The organism is Anaerobacillus sp. MEB173 (genome assembly GCF_052119505.1).
Taxonomy (GTDB): domain Bacteria; phylum Bacillota; class Bacilli; order Bacillales; family JBJMAU01; genus JBJMAU01.
This window is the reverse complement of sequence record NZ_JBJMAU010000015.1, coordinates 1-24681: the sequence shown is the minus strand read 5'-3', so window position 1 is coordinate 24681 and position 24681 is coordinate 1. Positions and strand designations below refer to the sequence as shown.

Here is a 24681-nt window from a genome sequence, read left to right as displayed (position 1 = left end):
AAATAAATGATCACAAAGGATTTTCAATTAAAGCCAAATACGGCTCGAATCCAAAATGATATTGAAACATTGGCGAAATTAGTTGATTTAACAAAGCCGGGCTGGACACGAAGACCATTTACACGTTGGTATGAAGAAAGCAGAGAATGGTTAAAAAATGAAATGACGAAATATGGATTAGAAGTTAGCATCGATTCCGCTTCAAACTTAATTGGTAGAATTCCTGGAAAAGAAGAGGGTTTAGCACCTATCATGATTGGATCTCATACGGATACGGTTATGGGAGGAGGACGTTTTGATGGTATTATCGGTGTGGTAGCCGGACTAGAAATTGCGCGAAGAATAAAGGAAGAAAACATTCAGTTAAGACATCCACTGGAAATTGTAGACTTTACTGCAGAAGAGCCGAGTGAGTTTGGTATTTCTACAATTGGCAGTCGTGGTATGGTTAATAACTTAACGGATGATATGTTACAACGAAAGGATCCTTCAGGACTAATTCTTAAGGAAGGAATCCGTCAAATGGGTGGACACCCTGAACGGATTCGCCAACAAGCAAGAAATGAGGGCGATGTTGCACTTTATTTAGAATTGCATATTGAACAAGGACCTGTCCTAGAACAAAACAATAAAAAACTAGGAGTAGTGACGGGCATTGTCGGCATCCAGCGCTATCGAGTAATTGTAGAAGGGAGACCAAATCATGCCGGAACGACACCAATGAATATGAGGCTTGATGCCTTACCAGGTGCGTCAGAATTAATTTTAGCATTAGAAAATATTTGTAATGAAACATATTCTGAGCAAGTTGTTGGGACTGTTGGCAAACTGAATGTAGAACCTAACGGATCGAATGTGATCCCGGGAAGAGTTGTATTTGATTTAGAAATACGATCACTAGAGACAGAGCTCATGGAGCAAATAATGAATAGACTGATAGAACGAGGACAATCTATTGAAAGCTTGAGAGGCTTATCGATTTCGTTCGATTGCTTATCAAAATCGGAGCCAATTAGAGTAAATTCCAGAGTGATTGATACAGTTAAAAAAGGCTGTGAGCAAACAGCAGAGACGATTACGCTGCCTAGTGGAGCGGGTCATGATGCTAATCAATTAGCAAAGATTGCTCCAATTGGAATGATCTTTGTACCAAGTAAAGATGGAAGAAGTCATTGTCCAGAAGAATGGACATCATATGAGGATGTTGCTTTAGGAGTAGAAGCGTTAGCACGTTCTTTAATTCTTTTTGATAATTAGAATTTTTAAATATTAGCGAACAGTGTCTGGCGCTGTTCGCTATACTAGTTTATTGCTAATTACATTCATTCAATTAGTATTCTCATTATTACATATTATCTTTTTTACACTACAATAGTTGCATTTTTATGTTCATGTGACTTTTCACACATTAAATCAAATAGTAATTTTGTAAAATTTAAAAAGAGAGCTTTTTTGATGAATAGAATTACTAATTGAATGGGGTTGCAGAATTGTTTCAAATGAATAATAACATCGAAGTCCTTCTATTAAATGTCCTATTTATTATCGTTCCAATTTTACTCTATCAATTATTTTGGATTGACCGGGACAAAGGGAATCATAAGGTAAAAAAAGTTATTCCGATTTTGTTTGCCTCGGGATCAGTTATTTTATGTTTAGGTTTTCCCGTTGTATTTGCACCAGGATTTACATTTGATTTACGCCACGTTCCTTTACTCCTCGGTACTTTGTATGGTGGTTTTCGTTATGGGATCATTCTCTTTTTAACGATTGCTTTTTATCGACTTTTTATTGGTGGAGAAGGCGTTTATATTAACTACTTTGTCATCAGTTCAATTATTTTGACTGGTCTTTTCCTTAGAACATTTTACTTGAAAATAGGGCTTAGTTTTAAAGTGTTGCTAGCATCCTTGATGTCGATTGTTTCTGCTTCAATGGTATTTTTCTTGTTTTTTATTTTTTATAAAAATGAGGCTGCGAGCATAACTCTTGTTGAATCTCTGTTTCCATATGCACTTATTCAAGGATTAACTACGGCATTAACGATTTATTTAATTGAAGCGATTCGCAGGAATATTTTGATAAGGGAGCAGGCGATTCAAACAGAAAAAGCACAAGTCGTCAGTCAGTTAGCAGCAAGTATTTCACATGAAGTACGAAACCCGTTGACCGTTGTTAAAGGCTTCTTACAATTATTACAAAGTGATGATGTATCAACTGAAAAAAGAAAAAATTATGTGAATCTCTCATTAAGCGAATTAAATCGGGCGGAAACAATCATTAATGATTTCCTTTCGTTTGCAAAGCCAAGTACAAAAAAAATGACACAAATTAATATAATTGATGAAATGAAGCATGTTCAAAATATCCTTTCACCTTATGCGTTAATGAACCATGTTCAAATCAAACTAGATTCAAGCGGAAAATATTCGTTCATAGGAGATCAACAAAGTTTTCGCCAATGTCTAATTAATATGGGGAAAAATAGTATAGAAGCAATGCCACAGGGTGGTACACTGCACTTTGTTGTATCAGGATTAAATGATACGATCCTAATTGATATTAAAGATACTGGGGAGGGAATGACGAGTGATCAAATTGAAAAATTAGGGACGCCCTATTTTTCAACAAAAGAAAAAGGAACAGGACTAGGAATGACAGTTGTCTTCTCGGTCATTGAATCACTTGGAGGACAAATCAACGTAAAAAGTGAATTAGGTGAAGGAACTTGTTTTACAGTAAGATTGCCAGCTGTTACCACTTTGGCTAATCAAAAGATCAATTAACTCAATACTCAATACATACATAACGAACTAAACTATTATTTTTAAATAAAGAGGAACAAAAAAAGAGCGAATTATTTCGCTCTTTTAATGTACGACATGACCTCGTTCAAAGTGATTCATTTCTGTTAATTCAATTATATAATCATAATTTTCAATTGTTTTTTTAATATTTTCTTTCTCTTCCATCGATAAGTCCGGGTTTTTCAATTCTGCCATTAATGAATATTTTACAGCTTCTAAAGTTTCCATAACTTCTCTGTAGTCCATATTCCAACACCCCTTGTGCTTTTATAATGTAAAAAAATTTTTGTGAAATGACAAAGCAATGTAATGTAATGAGGAAAATTATTTTTTATCTAACTTAATTATACATAATTTTATTAAAGCGATTTCATCGAAGATATTGCCAATCTGCGAAGATTTAATGAATGATTTGTGAATGATGTATGTAATACAAAGTACATTCTCTATTAATAGGCATATGATAAGTTGATAAAACTGTGAAGGGAATGAACAAATATGTATTATGGGTATCCATATCCTTATTACACACATGTACAGACACCACTTTACCGTTCAGAACATATGACACGAAACGGAGATGAACAACTTGTTGATGCAATTCTTTCTGCAATAAAAGGTGAAGCTTCAGCAATTAACCTATATCAGCGATTGGTAAGTGTTGTACCAAATCAAAAGCATAAATATGATATTCTTCAGGCTTTGGAAAGAAAGAAGGCCAATTTTACTCAATTTACGAATGTATATTTGACGTTAACCGGAAGACAACCACGGTACAAAATAGATAAAGTTCCGTTTCACAGTTATAGAGAAGGTTTACAAAAAGCGTATGAGGCAGAGAGAAAAGGGCAGGAAGAATATCAACGTAGTTGTATACTTACGCAACATCCACAAGTTCGAAATGTATTTTTGGGGGCAATAAATACTGAAAACGCTATACGGTTTCGTTCTATGAATGATGAGGTATTAAATCAATTAACAGATTATGGACCAGATCCATTTGTTGTTAACATTGAGGAGGCTAGTAAGAAAAACAACACGTTCCGAACAGCGTTATGGACTGGAGACCATCTGCAAGTAACGTTAATGAGCATTAATGTTGGTGAGGACATCGGTTTAGAGATGCATCCGGATCTTGATCAATTTATCCGTATTGAAGTAGGTCAAGGACTTGTACGAATGGGTGATAGCCAAGAACACTTAGATTTTGAAGAAGAAGTTTATGATGATTTTGCCTTCGTCATCCCCGCTGGTAAGTGGCACAACCTTATTAATACAGGGGATACTCCAATCAAACTGTATTCAATTTATGCTCCGCCTCAGCATCCATATGGAACAGTTCATGAAACGAAAGAAATTGCTATGGCTGCCGAAGAGCACCATAATCACTAATTATTCAACATTGAAAAAGGGTCTCATCCATATTATATATGTGATGGGCTCTTTTTTGTTTGTTATAGTAATTAAGAAAAATTAATTGGTTAATCTAAAGTAACGACTAACCATCCTGGTTCTTCAGCTTTTGTTATTTTTGCATTCATTTCTTTTATTTCTCTACTTATGTACATTAAATCTGATTCTTGTAGATTTATTTTTCTTTGAGAAATAAGTGAATGTACTATGTACTGGGTGAATTTTGTATAGATATTCAAAAGAACCACTCCTAATTCTTTTATTAACTATCATGTAAAACTGCAAACAAATAATGATTTTTTACTTTAAAACTTTACGTTCATACTAAATGACGTAATTAATCATCATTAAATAACAGATAATGAACGTACCTATAAGCATAAGCATTGGCCTTTGTCTCCTTTTCGTAAAACCATTTCTACATATTTAATATAATTTGATTTTATTAGATTTTTATATTTATTGTAATTAGGGACTTTCCTTATTTTTTGTAATGAACTCCCCTAAAGGTTGATATTAATAACCCTAACAATGAGTTTTATCTAGAAATTCTTGATTTTATTCAAAAATATTTTATTCCTTTTTTTGTCACTTATGTGATGCATCTCACGGTAGTCAGAAAAAATCTTCGATAGAATAAGGTTTATTATTATTGAGTTTTTTTGAAAAATTAGTTTTGTTTTAAATCAAAAAGAGGTAGGGGGAGTGCATAAATGAAAAAAACGGATTTACCTCTCGTTTATTCTTGTTCCGGCTGTTCTTCTGCAGCACAAACGGCAAATATGATTGCCATTAAGATGGATCGTCAAAAGATTGCAGAGATGTCCTGTATAGCAGGTGTTGGTGGTGATGTACTGCCGCTTGTTAAAACAGCAAAGTCGGGACGCGAAATTATTGCAATTGACGGTTGTACCTTGTCCTGTGCCAAAGCCTGTTTAGGCAGGCATGATGTGATACCCTTGCATCATTTCGTCCTTTCTGACTTTGATGTTCCAAAAATTATCGGGGAAGATCCAAATCCTGAACATTATCAGACAGCATATGACCAAATTTTAGAGTTGACTGGAAATAAATTATAGGAAGAAACAACAAATTAAAAACAAAGTAAATGCGTTAGAGACTGATCTCTAGTGCATTTTTTGTTTTTACAAGCCATTGCGTCCAATAAAAATAAAAAGTATAGAGATGCCAAATTTTAGGTAAGTTTTCAATTGTGTGGTAAAGTAACGTTGAATAAAAAATATAGGGGTGCAAACAATGAAGCAACTTACAAGTATCGAAGAAATGAAACAATTTGTTCAGCAGCCAGGAAAACACTTGCTATTCAAGCATAGTACCACGTGTCCAATTAGTGCAAAAGCCCACGAAGAAGTAGTCGGCTTTGTGGATGAAAGCGGTATCTCTGCAGCGATCGTCTTAGTGATTGAAGATCGCCCTGTTTCGAATCGAATTGCTGAAGATTTTGGGATTAAGCATGAATCGCCGCAAATTTTCTTACTTGAAGATGGCAATGTTCGCTGGAATACATCTCATTGGAAAATTACGAAAGCAGCGCTCATGGAGGCTGTTAAAGCATGAGTGAGAAAGTGATCGTTTATTCTACCGACGGGTGTGTAGAGTGTAACTTTGTGAAACAAATGTTAACCGAGGAAGGTATACCATTTGAGGTAAGAGATGTGATGGCTAGTGAGGAATATCAACGGGAAGTCGAGAAATTTGGTTTCTTGGGTGTGCCTGTTACAGTGTTTGGAGATTTAGCGATAAAGGGTTTTACACCAGAATTGAAAAAACTTGTAGAAAAAGCGAAGAAGTAAGAAAGTGATGACTCTAGGGTTCCTACTGGACCTCTGGAGTCATCTTATTTTGTATCAAAGTGTTTTTATCTGAAGACACTACCTATTATTCTTAATACGAAACTAATATTCATATATAAGAAAATATTGTTGACCAACTGTATGTGTTTTGTTATTCTATAATTAACTTTTATTCATATTAAAAAACTATTAATCTTATAGATATGGTTTATAGATGGACAGGAAAAGGAGAGATAGATAAATGAATGGACCAATTTATAATATCTTAGAACAAAAGATTGAAATACTGCATCAAGTTGATAGTCATGACCTTGCTCTTGTTGGACCAATACAGCTTCCTGTTCAACTCAATGATAGAGAAGCAACATTTCAATGGTATACATGGCTTTCGCTGCGTGACTTACCTTCGGATAAAGACGAGCTGTTAAAAGCGTTACCGACAGCTGATCTTGCTTCAGCACAACAATCATCAGTTTTAGTGTATGGTGATTTTTCGAGTGCAGATCAAGCATTTATTCGCTTCCATAGTATTTGTCATACTGGGGATATCTTTGGCAGCAAACGCTGTGACTGTGGTTTTCAATTGCAGCAGTCGCTAACTATGATTGTAGAAAATGGCAGCGGAGCCCTTTTCTACTTAGCAAATCATGAAGGCCGCGGCATCGGCTTATTTTCGAAGTCATTAGCATACATCTTGCAGCAAGAAGGATTTGATACGGTTGAGGCAAATGAACATCTAGGATTTGAGGATGATCACCGCACCTATAGTGAGGCGATTACTGTGCTTAAAACGTTTAGAGTAAAACCAGTCAGTCTAATCACAAATAACCCGAAAAAAATTACTTCTTTACGTGAAGCAGGAATGATTGTGGACCGTTCAGTACCATTATGGGGTGACATCTCAGCACACAATAAACGATATTTGCAAACGAAAATTGAAAAGTCGGGGCATATGTACAGAGTAGATTCAGAATTATTTAGTTCATGAACGGAAAAGGTGAGGACGATGCATCTAGAAACTGATGTTTGTATAGTTGGTGGCGGACCTGCGGGAATCGTATTAGGTTATTTACTTGCAAAAAATGGGATATCCACCATTGTGTTAGAACGCTCGAACGGTGGAAAGAGGGAATTTAGAGGTGAACATATTACGTATGAAACAGAGATGCTGTTAAAGGAGCATCAATTGTTTGAGAAAGTAAAAGCAAAAGGCATTCTTAAAATGAAAAAGGTAGAATACTTTGATGACGGTCAGATTGTAAAAAGTATTGAGCCGAGCACAGAGGTAGGTCATGTTGGTATTCACATCCCGCAACCTCATTTACTTACAGCAGTAATCGAGGAATCAACACGTTTTCCGCAGTTTCAATTGTTAATGGACACTACAGTGACAAAGTTGCTTCAAGATGGGGATGGTAGTTATCGCGGTGTACAAGGGATAAGAGACGGAGAGGAAGTCACAGTTTCGAGTTCGCTCGTTGTCGGAGCGGACGGACGTTTTTCTACAATAAGAAAGCTAGCTAACATTCCGACCGTCCATTTGTCTCATGGATATGACGTCTTATGGGCAAAAATCCCGGCTCCGAAAGACTGGAAGCCAACAACAAGGATGTTACTCGTTGATGGACATCAGTTAGCACTTTTCACACAGACTGGCGGTTTTATCCAAATTGGATGGAACATTAAAGAGGGTGCTTATTCCTCTTTAAGGAAAAAGCCAATCGAACCTTTGCTTGAGCCTCTAATGAAGAATCTTCCGGAATTAAGGAGTATTGTAAAAGAGCATCTCCAATCTTGGGATGACTTTGTCTGCTTGAAGGTAGAAAGTTCTCGCTCTGACACATGGGTGAAGGATGGTTTAGTGATAATTGGGGATGCAGCTCATACGATGACGCCAACAGGTGCAATTGGAATTAACTGTGCGATAAAAGATGCTCATGTGCTTGCACCGATTATTAGCGAAGCGATCCGTAAACAAAACACAAGTACCAAGCAGCTCAAAGTGTTTGAAAAAGACAGAAGAGCAGAGGTTGAGGCGCAACAGAAAAAACAAATTGATAGTGAAAAGTTGTTCAAACTGCAATTTGCTCCTGTGCAACTTATTTGAGTTGTCAGTCGGGGCAATGATGCACCCTTTGAGCGGACATATATGTCCGCTCTTTTGTCATGGGTGTGACATTTTTGGGTAATAAACAAGAGAGTTTACGATATTTACATATATTGTAATTAAATGGAAATAATAGTATTGAGATAAATATCCTAAGGAGAAAACAATGAAACACTTTATCTTAATACTAAGTATTATTCTTTATAATTTATTTCGGAAGTCTTGGCGAGCTATTCCTAAATATTATAAAAGTTTAGTTTTTGTCAGCATAGTTAATACATTTTATTATATTGTCTGTAAAAGGCATTTGGTATGGGAATTTATGCCAGTTGGGATAAACTGGAAAGTAATTAGAGTAGCTCATGTAATTATTGTTACACCGTTACTAGTCCTTTCATTTTTGTCTAAGTTCCCGCAAACCTTAACGAAACAAGTTCTTTATCTTATGAAAGCTGTTTTTGTGGCAAGTAGCATTGAACTACTCATCCATAAAAACAAGCTGATTCAATATAAGCATGGTTGGAATATTTATTGGACAAGCCTCCTCTATATGAAGATGTTTGTTTATAGTTATTTATTTACGAAGAGACCAATGATAACATGTGTTCTTACCTTATGTTCAACGATATTTTTCATCGTAAAATTTAAAGTTCCAGTTACCAAAAAACATGTGTTTTCTTCTAGATTTGACAAATGGGTAGACTATTTCTACCATTCGTTTTTAGAAGATGTATTTTAACATGTTTATTTGCTTGGTTCCATTAGTAAGCTTAAGTTTGTGTTGATATTTCATACGTTAAACGACTTATAATAAAGATTCATATTGAATGGAAGCATTCCCATATGTACAAGGGGCAATGCTTTTTTTATATATTTTGGAAGATTTCCACTATTTATATGGTAATATATTGGTATTATGTTCTGCGGTTGGAAAACGATGGTCAAAGATGTCCTGCCAGTGCTTAAAAAAACTTAATGTCCCCTAAGAAGATAAATCGTAATGTAGGAGTGAGAGAGATGGGTAGCCAAAATAAAATACACTATGGCTGGATCATAGTTTGGATTACATTTTTTGCAGTATTAATTGCAGCTGGAATCAGGTCGGTCACGGGTGTTATGATTGTTCCGTTAGAGCAGGAATTTGAGTGGAGTAGGTCAGCGATTTCGCTTGCTTTTGCAATTAATTTAACGTTGTATGGAATATCAGGTCCCTTTATTGCGGCGGGGATGGAGCGAATCGGTATCGTAAAAATGATGGTTTACGGCATGCTTTTGTTAGTGCTCGGAATGGTAGTCAGCATGCTTATGACTGGAATTTGGTCACTTTATTTAACATGGGGTATCATGATCGGAATTGGTTGTGGTGTCTATCTTACTGTTCTCTCAGCGAGGGTCGCAAATAACTGGTTTGATGAACGCAGGGGATTTGTGCTTGGACTTCTTATGTCAGGGACTGCAGCTGGGCAGGTGATCTTCCTTCCATTCTTATCTTATGTAACGGAAGCCTACTCTTGGAGGGTTGGTCTGCTGTTTTTTCTTTTTTTATGTGCCGTGATTATACCTGTGATCGCAATTTGGATGAAGGATCTTCCTGCAGACAAAGGTTTATTGCCTTATGGAGCAGTTCAACAACATATTAAGACATCTCAAGTTGAACCAAAACGTAATCCGATTAAAGAAGCGTTTGATGTTCTTCGTATTGGTGTCCGTTCATTACCGTTTTGGTTATTGGCGCTTAGCTTTTTTATTTGCGGCTTTTCGACTGTTGGATTAATTAGCACACATTTTATTCCGGCTTCTTCACATCATGGTATACCTGAAGTACATGCTGCTAGTTTACTAGCATTCATGGGTCTATTTAATATTATTGGAACAATGCTGTCAGGCTGGTTATCAGACCGGTTTGATAATCGTTGGCTCTTATTCTGGTATTATGGGTTGCGAGGATTGTCATTACTCGTATTACCGTTAGCATTTGAGTTAAATTCTTATGTATTGCTTATTGGTTTTGCGGTTTTTTACGGGTTAGACTGGATCGCTACTGTACCACCAACGGTTCGGTTAGCATCAGACTACTTTGGTAAGGAACGAGGAGTGACGATTTACGGTTGGATCTTTGCTGCTCATCAAATTGGGGCAGGGGTAGCAGCATTTATAGGCGGCTACTTTTATGAAATATTCCATGGATATACGATTACATTTTTAACAGCAGGGGTTCTATGTGTAATAGCTACTCTTTTTGTAATCATGGTCAAAAAGAAGCCAACAATATCAAAGGCTGCATAGTGAAGTAACAAAAAAATGAAAAGTGATTACATGATTGACAAACCGCCTTGTATTATAATCTAGGCGGTTTGCTTTTGGTTTGGACGCTTTAATTTTAATCCGCATTTACAAAGTAAACTATGTTTTAGTTTTTTAACCTCTGTTTGACATATTGGGCATGTTTGTTTCGATGATTCCATTATAACCTTCTCCTTTCATTCTAGAAGTAAATAAATCTTGTTTGTAAAGGGAGTCAGTGGTGAAGGGTTATGTTTGCTTGATGGATAACAGGTACTTAAGTGGACATCTTATATGAAAAAGAAAAATGATAGTATTGAGAAAAATAAATTATAAATGAAAATGAATTGTTATATTTCCATTGGGAATTACTACTTATAATATTCAGTTCATTGTACGATGTTACACATTTTTCATTGTTATCTTTAATTAAAATGATATCATTTTTCATTAATAAATCAATGTATTTTATTATAATAATTATTAAATAAAAAGAAATATTTATTATGGTTACTTTATAGTGTCTCTGAAGGTTAGTATTTTCTTATATTGCTCATACAAGCAAATATCTTTAATTTATTACAAACAATAGCGGGGAAGAACAAGATAGTCGCTGTAACACTAGTACATTATTAAATTTTGGTTATTTTTACACAGTGTTACATGATGTATAGTGTAACACTTGGTTTGATCGTCTCTCAGACTTATAAGAGATGAAAATCATTAAAGCTATTTTCGTTTTCTAGTTTGGAATGGGGATGTTTCAACAGAAATGGTATGGTACAATAGCCAACAGCAAGAGTTGGAAAGGGGATAATAACATGAATAAGAAGTGGTTACTAGGAGTATTACTTGCCGTACTATTAGCAGTTGTAGCTGGATGCGGTGGTGTCGATGAATCAGCTGAGGAAAATAATGATGGTACTGATGTGCAGGAGGAAGAAACTGTTGGAGATAGTGATGGAGCTCCTGAGGACGGAGAAGGCAATGAACAGATGGAAATGCCTGAGCCTGACTTAGAAGGCATTCCTGATGTTGTAGCGGAAGTAAATGGTGAAGAAATATCGAAAGAAGAATTTGTAACGACTTACGAAGGCCAATTTATGCAGTTAGCGATGCAATCCCAGATGTTTGGACAAGAGGTTGATCAAGAACAATTAAAACAACAGATTGCAGAAAGTTTAGTTGGTCAGAAGCTTCTCATACAGGAAGCTGAAAAAGCTGGTTTTGAAGCTTCAGAAGAAGACATAAATGAAACACTTGATGGAATCGCAGCTCAAAATGGACTTGCATCGAAAGAAGAGTTCCTGGCTGCTTTGGCTGAACAAGGCATGGATGAAGACGAAGTAATGTCCCAAGTAGAATTACAAGTAAAAGTTGACAAGCTTATTGCTAGTGAGTCTGGGGATATTCAACCAACCAATGAAGAGATCGAAGAATATTATAATATGGTAGTAGCACAGCAAGAACAAATGGGTGGGGAAGATGTAGAAATTCCATCTTTTGAAGAAATAAAACCACAACTTGAGGAAGAAGTAAAAAATCAAAAAAGAGCAGAAGGAATTCAGGCACTTGTAGAAAAGCTCACTGAAGAAGGCGACGTTACAATTTATTTATAATTATTACTAAATCAGGTTCAAACTTTGGACCTGTTTTTTTTTCGTGTTACTAAGAATTTCTTAGGAAAGGGATTTCGATAATCCCTGCGCGTTAAGGTTAATACTGGAGATGAAGTGCAAAAATAATGACTAATGAAAGTGTATAAGTGTTAGTAGATAGTCTACATATATTGCCAACTCCCTGAATTATTGAAACTTTCTATTTAAGAACATCGTAAAAAATGTGGAGAGGAGTGATACAGAGATGGCTTTACAATTGAAAAATGTGACAAAGCGCTTTGGGGATTTTACGGCTGTTGATTCATTGTCACTTGAAATTCCTAGCAGTGAAATGTTTGGCTTTTTAGGTGGGAACGGTGCAGGAAAAACGACGACTTTCCGTATGATTCTCGGGTTGCTTGACCAAACAGAAGGAACAATCACTTGGAATGGAAAAGAAATTAATTATACGACAAGTCCTGAAATTGGCTATCTTCCAGAGGAACGCGGCTTGTATCCAAAAATGAAAATTAGTGAACAAATTGTTTACCTTGCTCGGTTACGAGGGATGAAGAAGGTTGATATTTTAAAGGAATTGGATGTTTGGCTGCAGCGTTTTCATGTACCTGAGTACAAACATAAAAAAGTGGAAGAGCTTTCAAAAGGAAACCAGCAAAAGATCCAATTTATTGCGGCAGTGATACATAAACCAAAATTATTAATCCTTGATGAGCCATTTAGTGGCTTGGATCCAGTAAATGTAGAACTATTGAAAGCAGCGGTGAAGGAAATACGTGACTGTGGAACGACCATTGTTTTTTCTAGTCACCGGATGGAACATGTTGAGGAATTGTGTGAAAAGCTTTGTATTATGCATAAAGGGCGTCCAATTGTTCATGGGGATTTGAAATCAATCAAACGATCGTTTGGGAAGAAAAACGTATCGATCCATGCTGATTTTGATTTAACCTTCCTGCAATCGGTATCGGGAGTTGTAAAAATGAAAGAAACAACGGAAGGCGTATTGCTTCAAGTCGAGTCAGAACCTATTGCTGAAAAGGTGTTTCATGAGGTCGTGGCTAAAGGCTTTGTTAGGAAGTTTGAATTAGAGGAACCGTCATTACATGATATTTTTATCGAAAAGGTGGGAACTTCCTATGAGTAATTTTTGGATTATGCTTGCTCATGCTTATTTTTCCAAGTTGAAATCAAAATCATTTATTATTACAACTTTGATTGTTGCTGCAGGGATTTTTATTTTATCGAACATGGGGCAGATTATTGACTATGTTCAAGGTGATGACAAAAGTGAAAGTATAGTGGTGATTGATGAAACGGGTGTATTATTTCCACAACTAGTCGAGCAAGTAAGCATAATAAATGAATATATCGATCTCGAAGTCTCAAAGCAAACGATGGAAACTCTTGAAAGTCGGGTAGAAGAAGGGGATTATACTGGATTACTTATTCTTTCATATGATGAAAAAGATTTTCCTAAGGCGTTGTATAAATCGCAATCTCTTGCTGCTAGTATTGTACCTTCAGATTTGCGCGTGGCATTACAAACAATCAAGTCCGATCTTGCGGCAACACAACTCGATTTAACTGTTGAAGAGTTGGCTATTTTGAATGAACCGGTCTCTTTTACAAATGAAGCATTAGTTGAAGGTGCGAAATCAGAGGAAGAGTTAAACCAAGCAAGGGGAATTGTCTATGTATTATTGTTCTTTATTTACTTCGCGGTTATTATGTACTCGAGTATGATTGCTATGGAAGTGGCGACGGAAAAGTCCTCACGGGTGATGGAAATCTTAATTTCTAGTGTATCGCCAGTGAAGCAGATGTTTGCCAAAATCATTGGTATTGGTTTGGTAGGACTGACCCAGATTACGTTATTTTTACTGATCGGTTCTGCATCTATAATGAGTAATCAAGAAGTGCTAGTAGGTGGATTCTTTGATTCATTCGGATTTAGTGACCTTTCAGTTTCGATTATTATTTATGCGATTCTTTTCTTTTTACTCGGTTACTTTTTATATGCTACACTTGCTGCATTACTTGGTTCAATCGTTAGTCGGATTGAAGATGTGCAACAAATGATTTTTCCAATGACATTATTAGTCATGGTTGGCTTTTTCATATCAATGTTTGGTCTTGGGAATCCAGAATCAACCTTTATTACAATCTCATCGTATATCCCGTTTTTTACGCCAATGGTAATGTTCCTAAGAGTGGGAATGCTGAATATTGCAGCAATTGAGCCAATTATAGGCATTTTCATCCTTGTTGTTACAATCGCCATTCTTGCTGTATTTGGAGCGAAGGTATATCGTGGTGGAGTATTGATGTATGGAAAATCAAACTCATTCAAAGATATTAAAAATGCGATTGATTTAACGAAAAAATAAGAATAATAATTTGGTGAGCGCAGAGAATTATATAGAAATAAGAGATAAAATGAAGAAAAGAAAGGAAGACATATGACAAAGGAAAAAGGAAGTAATGAAGCAGGGTGGAATTTTGATAACAGCTATAGACGCCGTTTGCCGGAATCGTTTTTTACAAAGCTTAATCCGGCTCCGGTCCGTGATCCTCAGCTGGCAATCGTAAATGAACGGTTAGCGAATGATCTTGGGTTGAAAGCTGCTGCACTGAAAAATGATGAGAGTGTAGATGTGTTTGCTGGGAATAAGATTCCCGATGGTGCTGAACCACTAGCTCAAGCTTATGCTGGCCATCAGTTCGGACATTTTAACATGCTTGGCGACGGAAGGGCAGTGCTCCTAGGCGAGCAGATCACTCCCGAAGGTAACCGTTATGATATTCAGCTTAAAGGTTCGGGCCGAACACCTTATTCTCGTGGTGGTGATGGACGGGCGGCGCTTGGTCCGATGCTTCGTGAATATATTATTAGTGAAGCGATGCATGCCCTTGGCATTCCTACAACCCGTAGTCTGGCGGTAGTGACAACTGGGGAGCCGGTTTATCGTGAAACCGCTCAGACAGGTGCCATTCTAACTCGAGTAGCAGCTAGCCATATACGTGTCGGCACATTTCAGTATGTTGCACAGTGGGGGACAAAGGATGAACTCAAACTTTTGGCCGATTACACGTTAGAGCGCCACTTTCCAAATGTGGAACTAGGTGAAAATCGATATGTTACACTGTTTCAGGAAGTATATAAGCGGCAGGCTGTCCTGATTGCGAAATGGCAGCTTGTCGGCTTTATTCATGGAGTCATGAACACCGACAACATGGCGATCAGTGGAGAAACGATTGATTATGGGCCGTGTGCTTTCATGGATAACTATGATCCGAAAACGGTCTTCAGCTCGATTGATATAAATGGACGGTATGCTTATGGCAATCAGCCGCAAATAGGTGGTTGGAATCTTGCCCGGTTTGCTGAAACGCTGTTACCGTTGTTTGAGGCTGATCAGGAGCAGGCAGTTAAAATGGCTCAGGATATGCTGTCAGATTATATTGAGCTATATCATTCAACTTGGCTTTCAGGAATGAGAGCGAAACTAGGATTATTTCATGAGGAGGAACAGGATGAAGCGCTTATTAAAGAGCTCCTCGGCATGATGGAAAAGTATCGTGCAGATTATACGAATACGTTTCGTGCCCTTACATTTGATAAGCTAGACGATAGTGATCTGTTTACTTCAACAGAATTTTCACAATGGCATTTAAAGTGGCAGGAACGATTAACCAGACAGGAGCAGTCAAAAGATGATACGGTTCAGTTGATGAAAAACAGCAATCCAGCGGTAATTCCTCGAAATCACAGGGTGGAAGAAGCACTTGAAGCAGCGGTAAGAAATGAGGATTACAGTGTCATGGAGAGACTTCTTAAGGTGCTTTCAACCCCGTTCGGGCATACGATAGAACAGGAAAAATACGCGACGCTTCCTTCGCCGTCGGGACGACCGTACCGGACGTATTGTGGGACGTGACCTTGTTTTTAATAAAAATTGCGCTGCAATCTCATGTTAGAGAGCTGCGCTTTTTTTCTTTTTAGTACATTTATTTACAAGGTTCACATGTATATTATGAAAATCCCACATTCAAATTAAATTCTTGTATCATCAACTAGTATGTATTTGTTAAGGTAAGATAATAAAAGATGCTAAGTAAACGAATCGTCGGTGCACTCTCTATATTATTTTCAACAATTCCTCACATTCTACGATATTATAATGGTAGTATTTTATTAACTAGTAGAATAATCAGATTATACAGAGAAAGGATGTTATCCTTGAAAAATAAAGCGAAGAGGAGAATTATCTGGTTAGATAGTTGGGACATTGAAGAGTTGGAATCGTGGTTTTCCCATATGTCATTACAAGGGTGGAGGCTTGTTGGGCTTAGTCATTTGTTTGCTAAGTTTGAGCAGTGCGATCCTGAGGTGCGAAATTATCGCTGTGATGTGTTCAAGCTATTCGATGGCGAGGAAAGAATTCAACAATATAAAGAAGCGGGTTGGGAGCATGTCGGCTCACGACACTCCATTTATGTGTTTCGAGAAATTAATTGTGAGAGTGGAATTGAAATGTATACGGATGCTTCCGAGCAAGCTGAGTCTTTTTCAACGCTTAAAGAAAGTATCTTCATGAGGGGAATACTTACGTTGGTCCTATCCTTCTTTTTGATGGTTTTGGCGTTAGGAAAATTGAGTATTCATCCCATGGGAAACTACATACATGATAGATTTGTAGATTCATTTTTTTTGCTTGTGACTTATCTTTTTGTTAGCTATACAATGGTGAGCGGGATGATCCATATGTCAAAGCTAATGAAAAAATTAAAGTCAGGAAAGCTACTAGATCATAATGTTGATTATAAGAGAAAGCTGAAGCGAAAAAAATGGATCGCTAGTTTTGTCCTTTTTATTGTAACTCTTTGGGTGATCTCGGTTTTTACGAATTTTCTCACAATAAAAGAAGAGAGATTTTCACCTATTCCACCTGGGGAATTACCTGTTGTTCAGCTTTCTGATTTCATGAATGAGTCTGAATATAGAACCGATCTTGATGATCCTTTCAATTACTTTAAAATTAATTCAAGCATCTTAGTACCTAAGCAATATGAGTTAATACAGACTGTTGAAGTCCCAGGGGTCATGTGGGAGGACAACAGTGGAACGTATCAGCCTGCAATTTGGTCTTATGGTTACGAGGTTCGTACTGAATGGATTGCAAAAAAATTCGTTCAAGCAATCATCGATCAGAACACATCTCTGAATCAAAGTTATGATCGTGTACTTACAAGCCGTTTTGATGAGTTATGGGTGAGTGAGGAAGATCATATTATGTCGTCCTTTGTTGCTAGAGAAGATCATCACGTATTCTTGATCGTCTATTTTGGAATGGAACCAATTGAAACAATGATAGAGGGAGCATTTACAAAAATAACAGATGATTAACTAATGGCATGATAGTAAATCAAATGTTTTTCATGTAAATATACAGAGTTATAATGATTCTTGGGGGGGAAGTGCATTAAAAAGTCGGATCCTTTCGGTTAAGGAAACCGACTTTTTTATTGGACTTGCTTATCATATTAAGAATTCCTCATTCAGAAGAATTATTTATTTAAAGGAAGGAAAATGGTAAACGTAGTGAATTCATCGTTTGAGGAACATGTTATTGTACCATTATATTTTTCAATGATATTTTTACAAACATACAACCCAATCCCTGTTCCTAACTCCTTTGTAGTATAGAAAGGCTCAAAAATTGTTTTTCTAGTTTCATTAGGAATAGCTGGCCCATTGTTTGATACAGTAATAATGATGTGTTCTTTTATTAGATCACAATTTACGGTTACTTCTTTTTTCTTTTTATTTAGAGTTACAGCATCAATTGAATTCATGATGATATTTAAAAAAACTTGCTTCCATTCATTTTTGACAACTTTGATCATACACTCATTATTTATGTTGGTAATTATATTGATATCTCTGTCAACAATACTAGGATATAAAAAATTAATAATCTCATCTATAAGCGTCTTAAGAGAAACATTTTCCATTCGCTCTTCTGTAACGATATGCATTTTTGACGTGTGAAGGAATTGGGTGATTCTAAAATTTAATTGATCTAATTCCAGGTCGATAATATCTAAATATTTAAGTTCTGGATGATCGTTTCTTAATAATTTAATAAAACCAATAACTGAAGTTAAAGGGTTTCGAAATTCATGAACAAAACTTGAGGACATCTGACCTAAAAGGGCCAATCTATCCTTATGAGTTTGTCTAATATATAAGTTTTTCTCCTGTAATTCTTTATCCTTTAATTTCGTATAGTGGGTAACTGCGAAGTAACAAAAATGATCGAACTGTTCATTGATTAATTCGATAACCGGTTCCAACTCTTCTAACTTGATACCTGATTTAAAAACATATTTAATGATGATGCTTCTTCCTAAGTTGACATTATATACAAATTCCCCAATGTTACTATTTGCTTCAACCTTTTCTTTGGCAACTTTATAGGCTAAATGTTTTAGATCACTTAAAGAAAGGCCCTCAATGAGCGATTTTATGACAATTTTAAGCATCATATAGCCATTTTGTCGAACTTGATCATCCATAGTATCGATTAAGATATTATCTTCCCAGGTTTTTACGTAATATGCTTCATTCTGAGTAAGGTATTGAGCGATTGTCTCAAACCTGGAATTCTTATTTGACGTCAAAATGTTCACCTACCTTAATTGGTTCTAACTGTAAAAAACGAAAAACAAATGGATAAGTATTAATCAAGTTCTTTAGTCATGAACACACTTTTTAGGTGCTAAAGGTGATTTACTTTATGATTAATCTTGTATTTGTTCAAAAAGCTATAAATTAATAGTAAAATTATATCACTTTTTTTATTGTTAATAGTAGAAAATCAGTAGAAAATTAACGGGAATTTTTGCTGGAAAAGTTGGTAGATTGCATATATATGGTATAGCCTTTTTGGAGGAATTTTAAATCTTTACAGCAAAAAAGCAAATTCACCATAAGTGATTTGCTTTTTAAAAATTGAACAAACAAATTTATTGTATTAGCTACGTTTTAGTGGCTTTATTCAGTGTTGATTATTAGAAATACAAAACAAATTTAAACAGGATTAGAAATGTTTGTGAGTACCGTTTGTTAAGGAGTTTGTAAGAGGGAGTCCATTTCCTCTTCGGTTACGAATTTCCATTTAATATCTTTAGAACTATCCTTATCAACTGATTCAAGAAGTTGATCGATTTCTTCATAGGTTAGTTTCGTTATTCGTTTATTCATATCGCTCTCACCTTCCTCTTTCAATATAACCTTTCGAGGATGGTCTTATGTATATGAGGGTCGAAATGCAATTCAATTTAGAAGAGGATTTTGGTAAAAATATGGTCAATTTCTTGAAGGAACAAAAATGGATATCTCGCAAGTAATATAACGGCTCCTTCGAATACAAAATATAGAAGTTGATGTGCGATGGAACCTCTATAACTTTTCGGTCGAGGAGAGTGTCACTTATGAGACATCCTTTTTAATTATATCTTACAGCCCTTCAGGTGGATATGGTGTTGGAGTCGGATCTGCATATTGTGAGTAGTTAGCATCAATATAATCACGTATTTCAGTTAGTGGCTTTCCATCTTCTTTAAGTCGTTGCACATCCAGTGCAATATCAATACAGATGCCTCATCCAGCGCCATGCGGATCATAAACAAGTAGATCCTCTGTTGTGTTTTCGTTATTGATAAAACAATCTTTCACATTATTGTGATTGAAAGGCTCTACAAAACAATTACAATAACAAGGAATGTAATCCAAATATTCTTCATCCTTGACATCGACAGCATATTGATAAGCATCCAGCGCCCCAGGATATGTTGCTTGATAGACATAATCAGGGAAATTGTATAGGGCGAGTACGTCTTCTGCTTGTTCATTACTTGAACTGCAACCAACTGCAATAACTAAGAGTAAGACGAGTATCATTCCCATCAAAAAGCGGTGCTTCATACTACCCCTCCTAACTAAGAATACATAGTTCTGCTTATGAAATTATTTTAATAAAATGAAATTGATAGTATCATTATATGCGAACTTTGTCATTAGATGTTGAAATATATTCGAAGTTCATAAATTGTCCAATATTTTTTATATTCTTGAAAAACCTTCTGCTTCCAAATAGTTTGTTGCTTCTTTGTATGTTGTAAATGTACCATCCAAAAAATCATCCGCGTAGACGTTCCACATCTCATCTTCCTTTAACAAGGTAAGTGTTACGGTATTGTCATTGATCCAAACTTCTTCTGCAGGATCTTGTAATTCCTCAGTTTCCTTTGGCGTTAGAGATAAAATTGCTTTTCTTATTGTTGAACGCAGGGCTTTTTCAGTAAAGTCGCGGATATTTACCATTCCTTTGTCATTTGTCTGATAGCCAGTCATTTTTCCGGCATAGACAAAGCCATTTCCATTAGGATGCAAATGATAAACAACATTCTTTTGATCATAGGAGCTGTCAGGGTATTGAAAATTGACTCTTCCTAATGAGACATCTTTTCTTTCTAACTCAGTAAATGATTCAATGATTGTTAATTTTTCTTCAAATGTTAACATGTTTCCTCCAATGTGTTGTCTGAAATAGTAGCTTGATTAGTATACCATAATAAGTAAGAGGTTTTGTGTCTATGTCAAAGTGTAGGCTCAGTGTTACTAATAGGAAACTTCTTACGTCTAATTATAGGAAAGTGCAATTTTCAGTAAAGAAAGGGTAAATTATTGAAAAAACAATTGATGGAAGTTTCATTTTATGGGGTAATATAGAAGTTGAAAATCTGAACAATGGAAGCAAGAACGACAATTATTTTTAGAATAGAGAAGGTACTAACTAAGATGAATAATATAACCGAAAATTGGAAAAAGAATATTATCCTCTTTTTAAGCAGTCAGACGATTTCACTTTTTGGGTCGTCGTTAGTCCAATATGCAATTTTTTGGTATGTAACGCTTTCGACTCAGTCAGGGATAATGATGATGATATTTATTATTTGTGGCTTTATCCCAACCTTCATCCTGTCACCGTTTGCGGGAGTGTGGGCAGATCGCTACAATCGAAAAATATTAATTATTTTAGCAGATGCACTAATTGCGATAGCGACACTCGTTCTCGCGATTGTTATTTTAATGGGATATGATGCGATTTGGTTGCTATTTTTCATGGCGGCAATTCGGGCAGCTGGAACAGGAATTCAAACGCCAGCAGTTGGTGCGATTTTGCCGCAAATCGTTCCTGAAGAGCATTTGACGAAAATAAATGGGATCAACGGAAGTATTCAAGCGGTGATTATGTTCGTATCGCCAATGGTCAGTGCAGCGCTGTTGACAATGTCTTCGTTAGAGCTTATTTTCTTTATTGATGTTATTACTGCGGCAATTGCGATTTTTACATTACTAATATTTGTAAGAATTAAAGTACATAAGAAGGCATCTGAGCAGCAGACAACAAGCTATTTCAATGATTTCAAAGAAGGGATCACCTACATAGGTCATCAAGCTTTTTTGAAAAGGTTTTTTCTGTTTTTTGCGATCTTTTTCATGTTAATGGCACCAGCAGCCTTCTTAACGCCTTTGCAAGTAACGCGTAGCTTTGGTGAAGACATTTGGCGCTTAACAGCGATTGAAATTGCCTTTTCCGTCGGCATGATGGCAGGTGGAGGAATTATCGCGGTATGGGGAGGCTTTCAAAATAAAATCCATACGATGACATTAGCAAGTACAATGATGGCAATTTGTACGTTTGCCCTCGGTGTTTCTCCAATCTTTTGGCTTTATCTCGTGTTTATGGCGGTATTTGGTGTTGCGATGCCAATTTTTAATACACCAACGACAGTTTTATTACAGGAGAGGGTAGATCCTAATTACTTAGGGAGAATATTTGGTGTGTTTGGAATGATATCGACTTCGATGATGCCGTTAGGAATGCTTATTTTCGGTCCGATCGCTGATGTGATTCAGATCGAATGGCTTCTTGTTGGTACAGGGATACTGATGTTAGTTCTGACTTTATTCTTTGGTCGAAACAGAGTATTATTAGAAATCGGAAAGCCGGCAGAGAAGGAATCGGCAAATGAAAAAATATTTCTAAGAAAATAAAAGAGCCAGGTATCCATCGTGGATCCCTGGCTTTTCCCGTAAACAACAAACAAACATAAACAAATTAACAAAGGAGCGTTAACTTACATCCACTCTAACATAGAAGGAGAGATTGTTCATTGGTGAATCTTTTCCAATATTTTGAGGAGTGTATAGTGCTAATGGATTGCCATAAAAACAATAAGAAATTATCTTATGAATTATAGAGACGGTGGTGAAGCTATTATGGGAAAATCATTTGCGAAATGGTATGACATTGTTATGAGTCCATTAGAAAATGGAAATTTCAAACCAATAAGAAGGAACATGCTTAAAAAGGCATATGGTTCTGTTCTTGAGGTAGGATCAGGAACAGGTATTAACTTTCCTTATTATAATTCTGTTGACCATGTTACGGCGATTGAACCTAGTCAGCCTATGATTGAACGATCGAGTAAGAGGATAAGAGAGTCGTGTGTCCCTATAAAAGTGATAAAAGGGCGTGCTGAGCATATCCCATTTGCTGATCAAACCTTTGATACAGTTGTGGCTACGCTAGCGCTTTGTACAATTCTTAATCCGGAAGCGGCAATTCGGGAAATGAAAAGAGTGTGCAAACGAGAAGGGAAAATCCTTTTGTTTGAACATGTAAGGATGAATCACCCATTTCTTGCCAAACTTCAGGACTGGGTTACACCTTACTGGAAAAAGGTGAGCGACGGCTGCTGCTTGAATCGAAAAACAGTTCAGTTGATCGAAGCGAATGGACTTCAAGTAGTGAATCAAAAAACTTATTACAAAGGGCTGTTTATTTTGATGGAAGTAAAGAAAAAAGATTTGGAAGAGGATGTCATATAAGTGACAGCGCTCCTCGAACAATTACAAAATATAGAACTTCTATACTTTGTAATGAGGTGACTGTTACTTAGAGACATCCTCTTTTAGGCAATGCGAGATATCATTATCGAATTCCTAGTGCCCCATAGAAAAATGGTAGTAACAGTCTGCTTAACTTAGCATTCATGTTTCTTGTCACATTTACTATACGGAGTACCTTAACATATAATGTTGGGAAAAAATGAAAAAGTAGATTCAACATGTATCCCTCCACATTGCTTTCATTTTAGTGTTAGATGGTAACACTGTTTTTATTTTTCACAAATAAAGAGGATTTCATTTATCACTATGGCATTATTTTTCATCAATAAACTAACAAATATAGAACGGATGATTTACCACCATTCTGGAGATATTATTTGTTAAGTTTAATGGAGGAGGATCTTTTTATGGAAGATAAATCCAAAATTCGGTTAACATCTGCTGAATTGTCGTGTTTATGGACTCAATATATTAATGATACGCTTGCAACATGTGTAAATACATATTTTTTAGAGAAGATAGAGGACGAGGAAGTACGTCCAATTATTGAGTTCACATTAAATGAGGCGAAAGAAAACCTTTTAATTATGCAGGAAATCTTTGAAAAAGAAAACTTTCCGATTCCGATTGGATTTACTGACAAAGATGTAAACCCAGATGCTCCGAAACTGTTTTCAGATACATTCATTTTAATGTACTTACGGTATATGTCTATTCTTGCACTTGCTGCCAATAGTGCTGCACTTGGTCTAGTAACACGTCCAGATGTTGTTGAATTTCATCAAAGGGTGCTAAAGAAGGCGATTAAATTACAGGATCTTACTCGTGATTTAATGTTAAAACAAGGGACTTATATAAAGCCTCCTTATATATCACTCCCGGATCATGTAGATTTTGTAAAAAAACAGCAATTTTTAGCGGGCTTTTTCGGGAAAAAGAGGTCTGTTACGGCAGTGGAAGTTACTCATTTATTTTTTAATGTACAAAGCAATGCAGTAGGAAGAGCATTAATTATAGGATTTTCTCAAATTGCGCAAAAGGAAGAGGTAAAGCAATTTTTAGTTAGGGGGAAGGAACTTGCTCAAAAACATATGAAAATTTTCAGTGACTATTTAATAGAGGAAGACCTGCCTGCCCCAATGAGTTGGGATACGTTTGTTACCGACTCTACTACAAAGGTTTTTTCAGATAAATTACTTGTCTTTCATATAACAGCGATGATTGCATCAGGCATTGGAAACTATGGAATGGCGATAGCGGCGAGTCCTAGAAGAGATATAGGAATGAAATATGCGTCATTAATTCCGGAATTAGGGCTCTATGCTGAAGATGGCACTAATCTCATGATTAAGTATGGCTGGATGGAGGAGCCGCCACAAGCAGATGACCGTGAGCAATTGATAAAAAGATAATGGTACTTGATCAGCCATAATAGATATGGTAAGTTATTATTCCTGAGCAAAAAGATAGTTTTCCTCAAAAAGATTTTAAAAATAACTACTTGCGCAGAATTAAATAACGTGATATAGTGTTACTTGTCGCTGATGAGCGAGCAAATACATTTGATTCTAACGAAATAACTTTTGAAAAAAGGTGTTGCGCAGAATTAAATGATGTGATATACTAAATCTTGTCGCTGAAAACGACGCAAGTC

The 24681-nt window shown here is 36.2% G+C and carries 24 protein-coding genes; 18 read left to right on the top strand and 6 right to left on the bottom strand.

The window, feature by feature from the left end:
* The first annotated feature begins 6 nt into the window (after window positions 1-6).
* Window positions 7-1257 carry a Zn-dependent hydrolase gene (locus ACJ2A9_RS19155; protein WP_441423298.1) on the top strand — a complete coding sequence of 417 codons (1251 nt, stop codon included), beginning with the start codon at window positions 7-9 and terminating at the stop codon, window positions 1255-1257.
* A gap of 242 nt (window positions 1258-1499) precedes the next feature.
* The gene (locus ACJ2A9_RS19150; RefSeq protein ID WP_441423343.1) at window positions 1500-2786 is read left to right on the top strand and encodes an ATP-binding protein; all 1287 of its coding nucleotides are present in this window, start codon (window positions 1500-1502) and stop codon (window positions 2784-2786) included.
* Window positions 2787-2870: 84 nt separating this feature from the next.
* On the opposite strand, the gene ACJ2A9_RS19145 is transcribed toward ACJ2A9_RS19150, so the two are convergent.
* Entirely contained in the window at window positions 2871-3053 is a 183-nt protein-coding gene (locus tag ACJ2A9_RS19145) for a DUF3896 family protein (protein ID WP_441423297.1), read from the bottom strand.
* A 252-nt stretch (window positions 3054-3305) separates the two neighbouring features.
* Between ACJ2A9_RS19145 and ACJ2A9_RS19140 the strand changes: the two genes are divergently transcribed.
* Window positions 3306-4199 carry a cupin domain-containing protein gene (locus tag ACJ2A9_RS19140; protein WP_441423296.1) on the top strand — a complete coding sequence of 298 codons (894 nt, stop codon included), beginning with the start codon at window positions 3306-3308 and terminating at the stop codon, window positions 4197-4199.
* 89 nt (window positions 4200-4288) lie between these two features.
* On the opposite strand, the gene ACJ2A9_RS19135 is transcribed toward ACJ2A9_RS19140, so the two are convergent.
* Window positions 4289-4459, bottom strand: coding sequence for a hypothetical protein (locus tag ACJ2A9_RS19135; protein ID WP_441423295.1), 171 nt, complete (start codon window positions 4457-4459; stop codon window positions 4289-4291).
* A gap of 474 nt (window positions 4460-4933) precedes the next feature.
* Here ACJ2A9_RS19135 and ACJ2A9_RS19130 point away from each other — a divergent pair, with 474 nt between their 5' ends.
* From ACJ2A9_RS19130 to ACJ2A9_RS19075, 12 genes are all read left to right on the top strand, one after another.
* A complete protein-coding gene (locus ACJ2A9_RS19130) occupies window positions 4934-5299 on the top strand; it encodes a putative zinc-binding protein (protein WP_441423294.1) in 366 nt (121 codons plus the stop codon).
* A gap of 178 nt (window positions 5300-5477) precedes the next feature.
* Window positions 5478-5798 (top strand): bacillithiol system redox-active protein YtxJ, encoded by a 321-nt coding sequence (gene ytxJ, locus ACJ2A9_RS19125; RefSeq protein WP_441423293.1) that lies wholly within the window; start codon window positions 5478-5480, stop codon window positions 5796-5798.
* Window positions 5795-6034, top strand: a complete 240-nt coding sequence (locus ACJ2A9_RS19120; protein ID WP_441423292.1) for a glutaredoxin family protein — start codon at window positions 5795-5797, stop codon at window positions 6032-6034. The genes ytxJ and ACJ2A9_RS19120 overlap by 4 nt, the downstream gene beginning before the upstream one ends.
* 241 nt (window positions 6035-6275) lie before the next feature.
* Window positions 6276-7022: a GTP cyclohydrolase II gene (locus tag ACJ2A9_RS19115; protein WP_441423291.1), complete on the top strand. Its 747-nt coding sequence runs from the start codon at window positions 6276-6278 to the stop codon at window positions 7020-7022.
* A gap of 18 nt (window positions 7023-7040) precedes the next feature.
* Complete coding sequence (locus ACJ2A9_RS19110) at window positions 7041-8141, top strand: FAD-dependent monooxygenase (RefSeq protein WP_441423290.1); 1101 nt, start codon at window positions 7041-7043, stop codon at window positions 8139-8141.
* Between the two features lie 166 nt (window positions 8142-8307).
* Window positions 8308-8880: a CBO0543 family protein gene (locus tag ACJ2A9_RS19105; protein WP_441423289.1), complete on the top strand. Its 573-nt coding sequence runs from the start codon at window positions 8308-8310 to the stop codon at window positions 8878-8880.
* A gap of 278 nt (window positions 8881-9158) precedes the next feature.
* Window positions 9159-10427, top strand: coding sequence for an MFS transporter (locus ACJ2A9_RS19100; protein ID WP_441423288.1), 1269 nt, complete (start codon window positions 9159-9161; stop codon window positions 10425-10427).
* Window positions 10428-11245: 818 nt separating this feature from the next.
* Window positions 11246-12043: a SurA N-terminal domain-containing protein gene (locus tag ACJ2A9_RS19095; protein WP_441423287.1), complete on the top strand. Its 798-nt coding sequence runs from the start codon at window positions 11246-11248 to the stop codon at window positions 12041-12043.
* Between the two features lie 244 nt (window positions 12044-12287).
* The gene (locus tag ACJ2A9_RS19090) at window positions 12288-13187 is read left to right on the top strand and encodes an ABC transporter ATP-binding protein (RefSeq protein ID WP_441423286.1); all 900 of its coding nucleotides are present in this window, start codon (window positions 12288-12290) and stop codon (window positions 13185-13187) included.
* Window positions 13180-14430: an ABC transporter permease gene (locus ACJ2A9_RS19085; protein ID WP_441423285.1), complete on the top strand. Its 1251-nt coding sequence runs from the start codon at window positions 13180-13182 to the stop codon at window positions 14428-14430. The genes ACJ2A9_RS19090 and ACJ2A9_RS19085 overlap by 8 nt, the downstream gene beginning before the upstream one ends.
* A 72-nt stretch (window positions 14431-14502) precedes the next feature.
* The gene (locus ACJ2A9_RS19080; RefSeq protein WP_441423284.1) at window positions 14503-15981 is read left to right on the top strand and encodes a protein adenylyltransferase SelO; all 1479 of its coding nucleotides are present in this window, start codon (window positions 14503-14505) and stop codon (window positions 15979-15981) included.
* Window positions 15982-16283: 302 nt separating this feature from the next.
* The gene (locus tag ACJ2A9_RS19075; protein ID WP_441423283.1) at window positions 16284-17450 is read left to right on the top strand and encodes a DUF2812 domain-containing protein; all 1167 of its coding nucleotides are present in this window, start codon (window positions 16284-16286) and stop codon (window positions 17448-17450) included.
* A 161-nt stretch (window positions 17451-17611) separates the two neighbouring features.
* On the opposite strand, the gene ACJ2A9_RS19070 is transcribed toward ACJ2A9_RS19075, so the two are convergent.
* From ACJ2A9_RS19070 to ACJ2A9_RS19055, 4 genes are all read right to left on the bottom strand, one after another.
* Window positions 17612-18727, bottom strand: a complete 1116-nt coding sequence (locus ACJ2A9_RS19070; protein ID WP_441423282.1) for a histidine kinase N-terminal domain-containing protein — start codon at window positions 18725-18727, stop codon at window positions 17612-17614.
* 445 nt (window positions 18728-19172) lie between these two features.
* The gene (locus ACJ2A9_RS19065) at window positions 19173-19310 is read right to left on the bottom strand and encodes a hypothetical protein (protein WP_441423281.1); all 138 of its coding nucleotides are present in this window, start codon (window positions 19308-19310) and stop codon (window positions 19173-19175) included.
* A 255-nt stretch (window positions 19311-19565) separates the two neighbouring features.
* Entirely contained in the window at window positions 19566-20033 is a 468-nt protein-coding gene (locus tag ACJ2A9_RS19060; protein ID WP_441423280.1) for a PCYCGC motif-containing (lipo)protein, read from the bottom strand.
* Window positions 20034-20171: 138 nt separating this feature from the next.
* Window positions 20172-20633: a hypothetical protein gene (locus ACJ2A9_RS19055; protein ID WP_441423279.1), complete on the bottom strand. Its 462-nt coding sequence runs from the start codon at window positions 20631-20633 to the stop codon at window positions 20172-20174.
* 276 nt (window positions 20634-20909) lie between these two features.
* Between ACJ2A9_RS19055 and ACJ2A9_RS19050 the strand changes: the two genes are divergently transcribed.
* The 3 genes from ACJ2A9_RS19050 (at window position 20910) to ACJ2A9_RS19040 (ending at window position 24439) form a co-directional block, all read left to right on the top strand.
* Window positions 20910-22169: an MFS transporter gene (locus tag ACJ2A9_RS19050; RefSeq protein WP_441423278.1), complete on the top strand. Its 1260-nt coding sequence runs from the start codon at window positions 20910-20912 to the stop codon at window positions 22167-22169.
* Between the two features lie 225 nt (window positions 22170-22394).
* The gene (locus ACJ2A9_RS19045) at window positions 22395-23006 is read left to right on the top strand and encodes a class I SAM-dependent methyltransferase (RefSeq protein ID WP_441423277.1); all 612 of its coding nucleotides are present in this window, start codon (window positions 22395-22397) and stop codon (window positions 23004-23006) included.
* Between the two features lie 428 nt (window positions 23007-23434).
* The gene (locus ACJ2A9_RS19040; RefSeq protein WP_441423276.1) at window positions 23435-24439 is read left to right on the top strand and encodes a DUF3231 family protein; all 1005 of its coding nucleotides are present in this window, start codon (window positions 23435-23437) and stop codon (window positions 24437-24439) included.
* The last annotated feature ends 242 nt before the right edge of the window (window positions 24440-24681 follow it).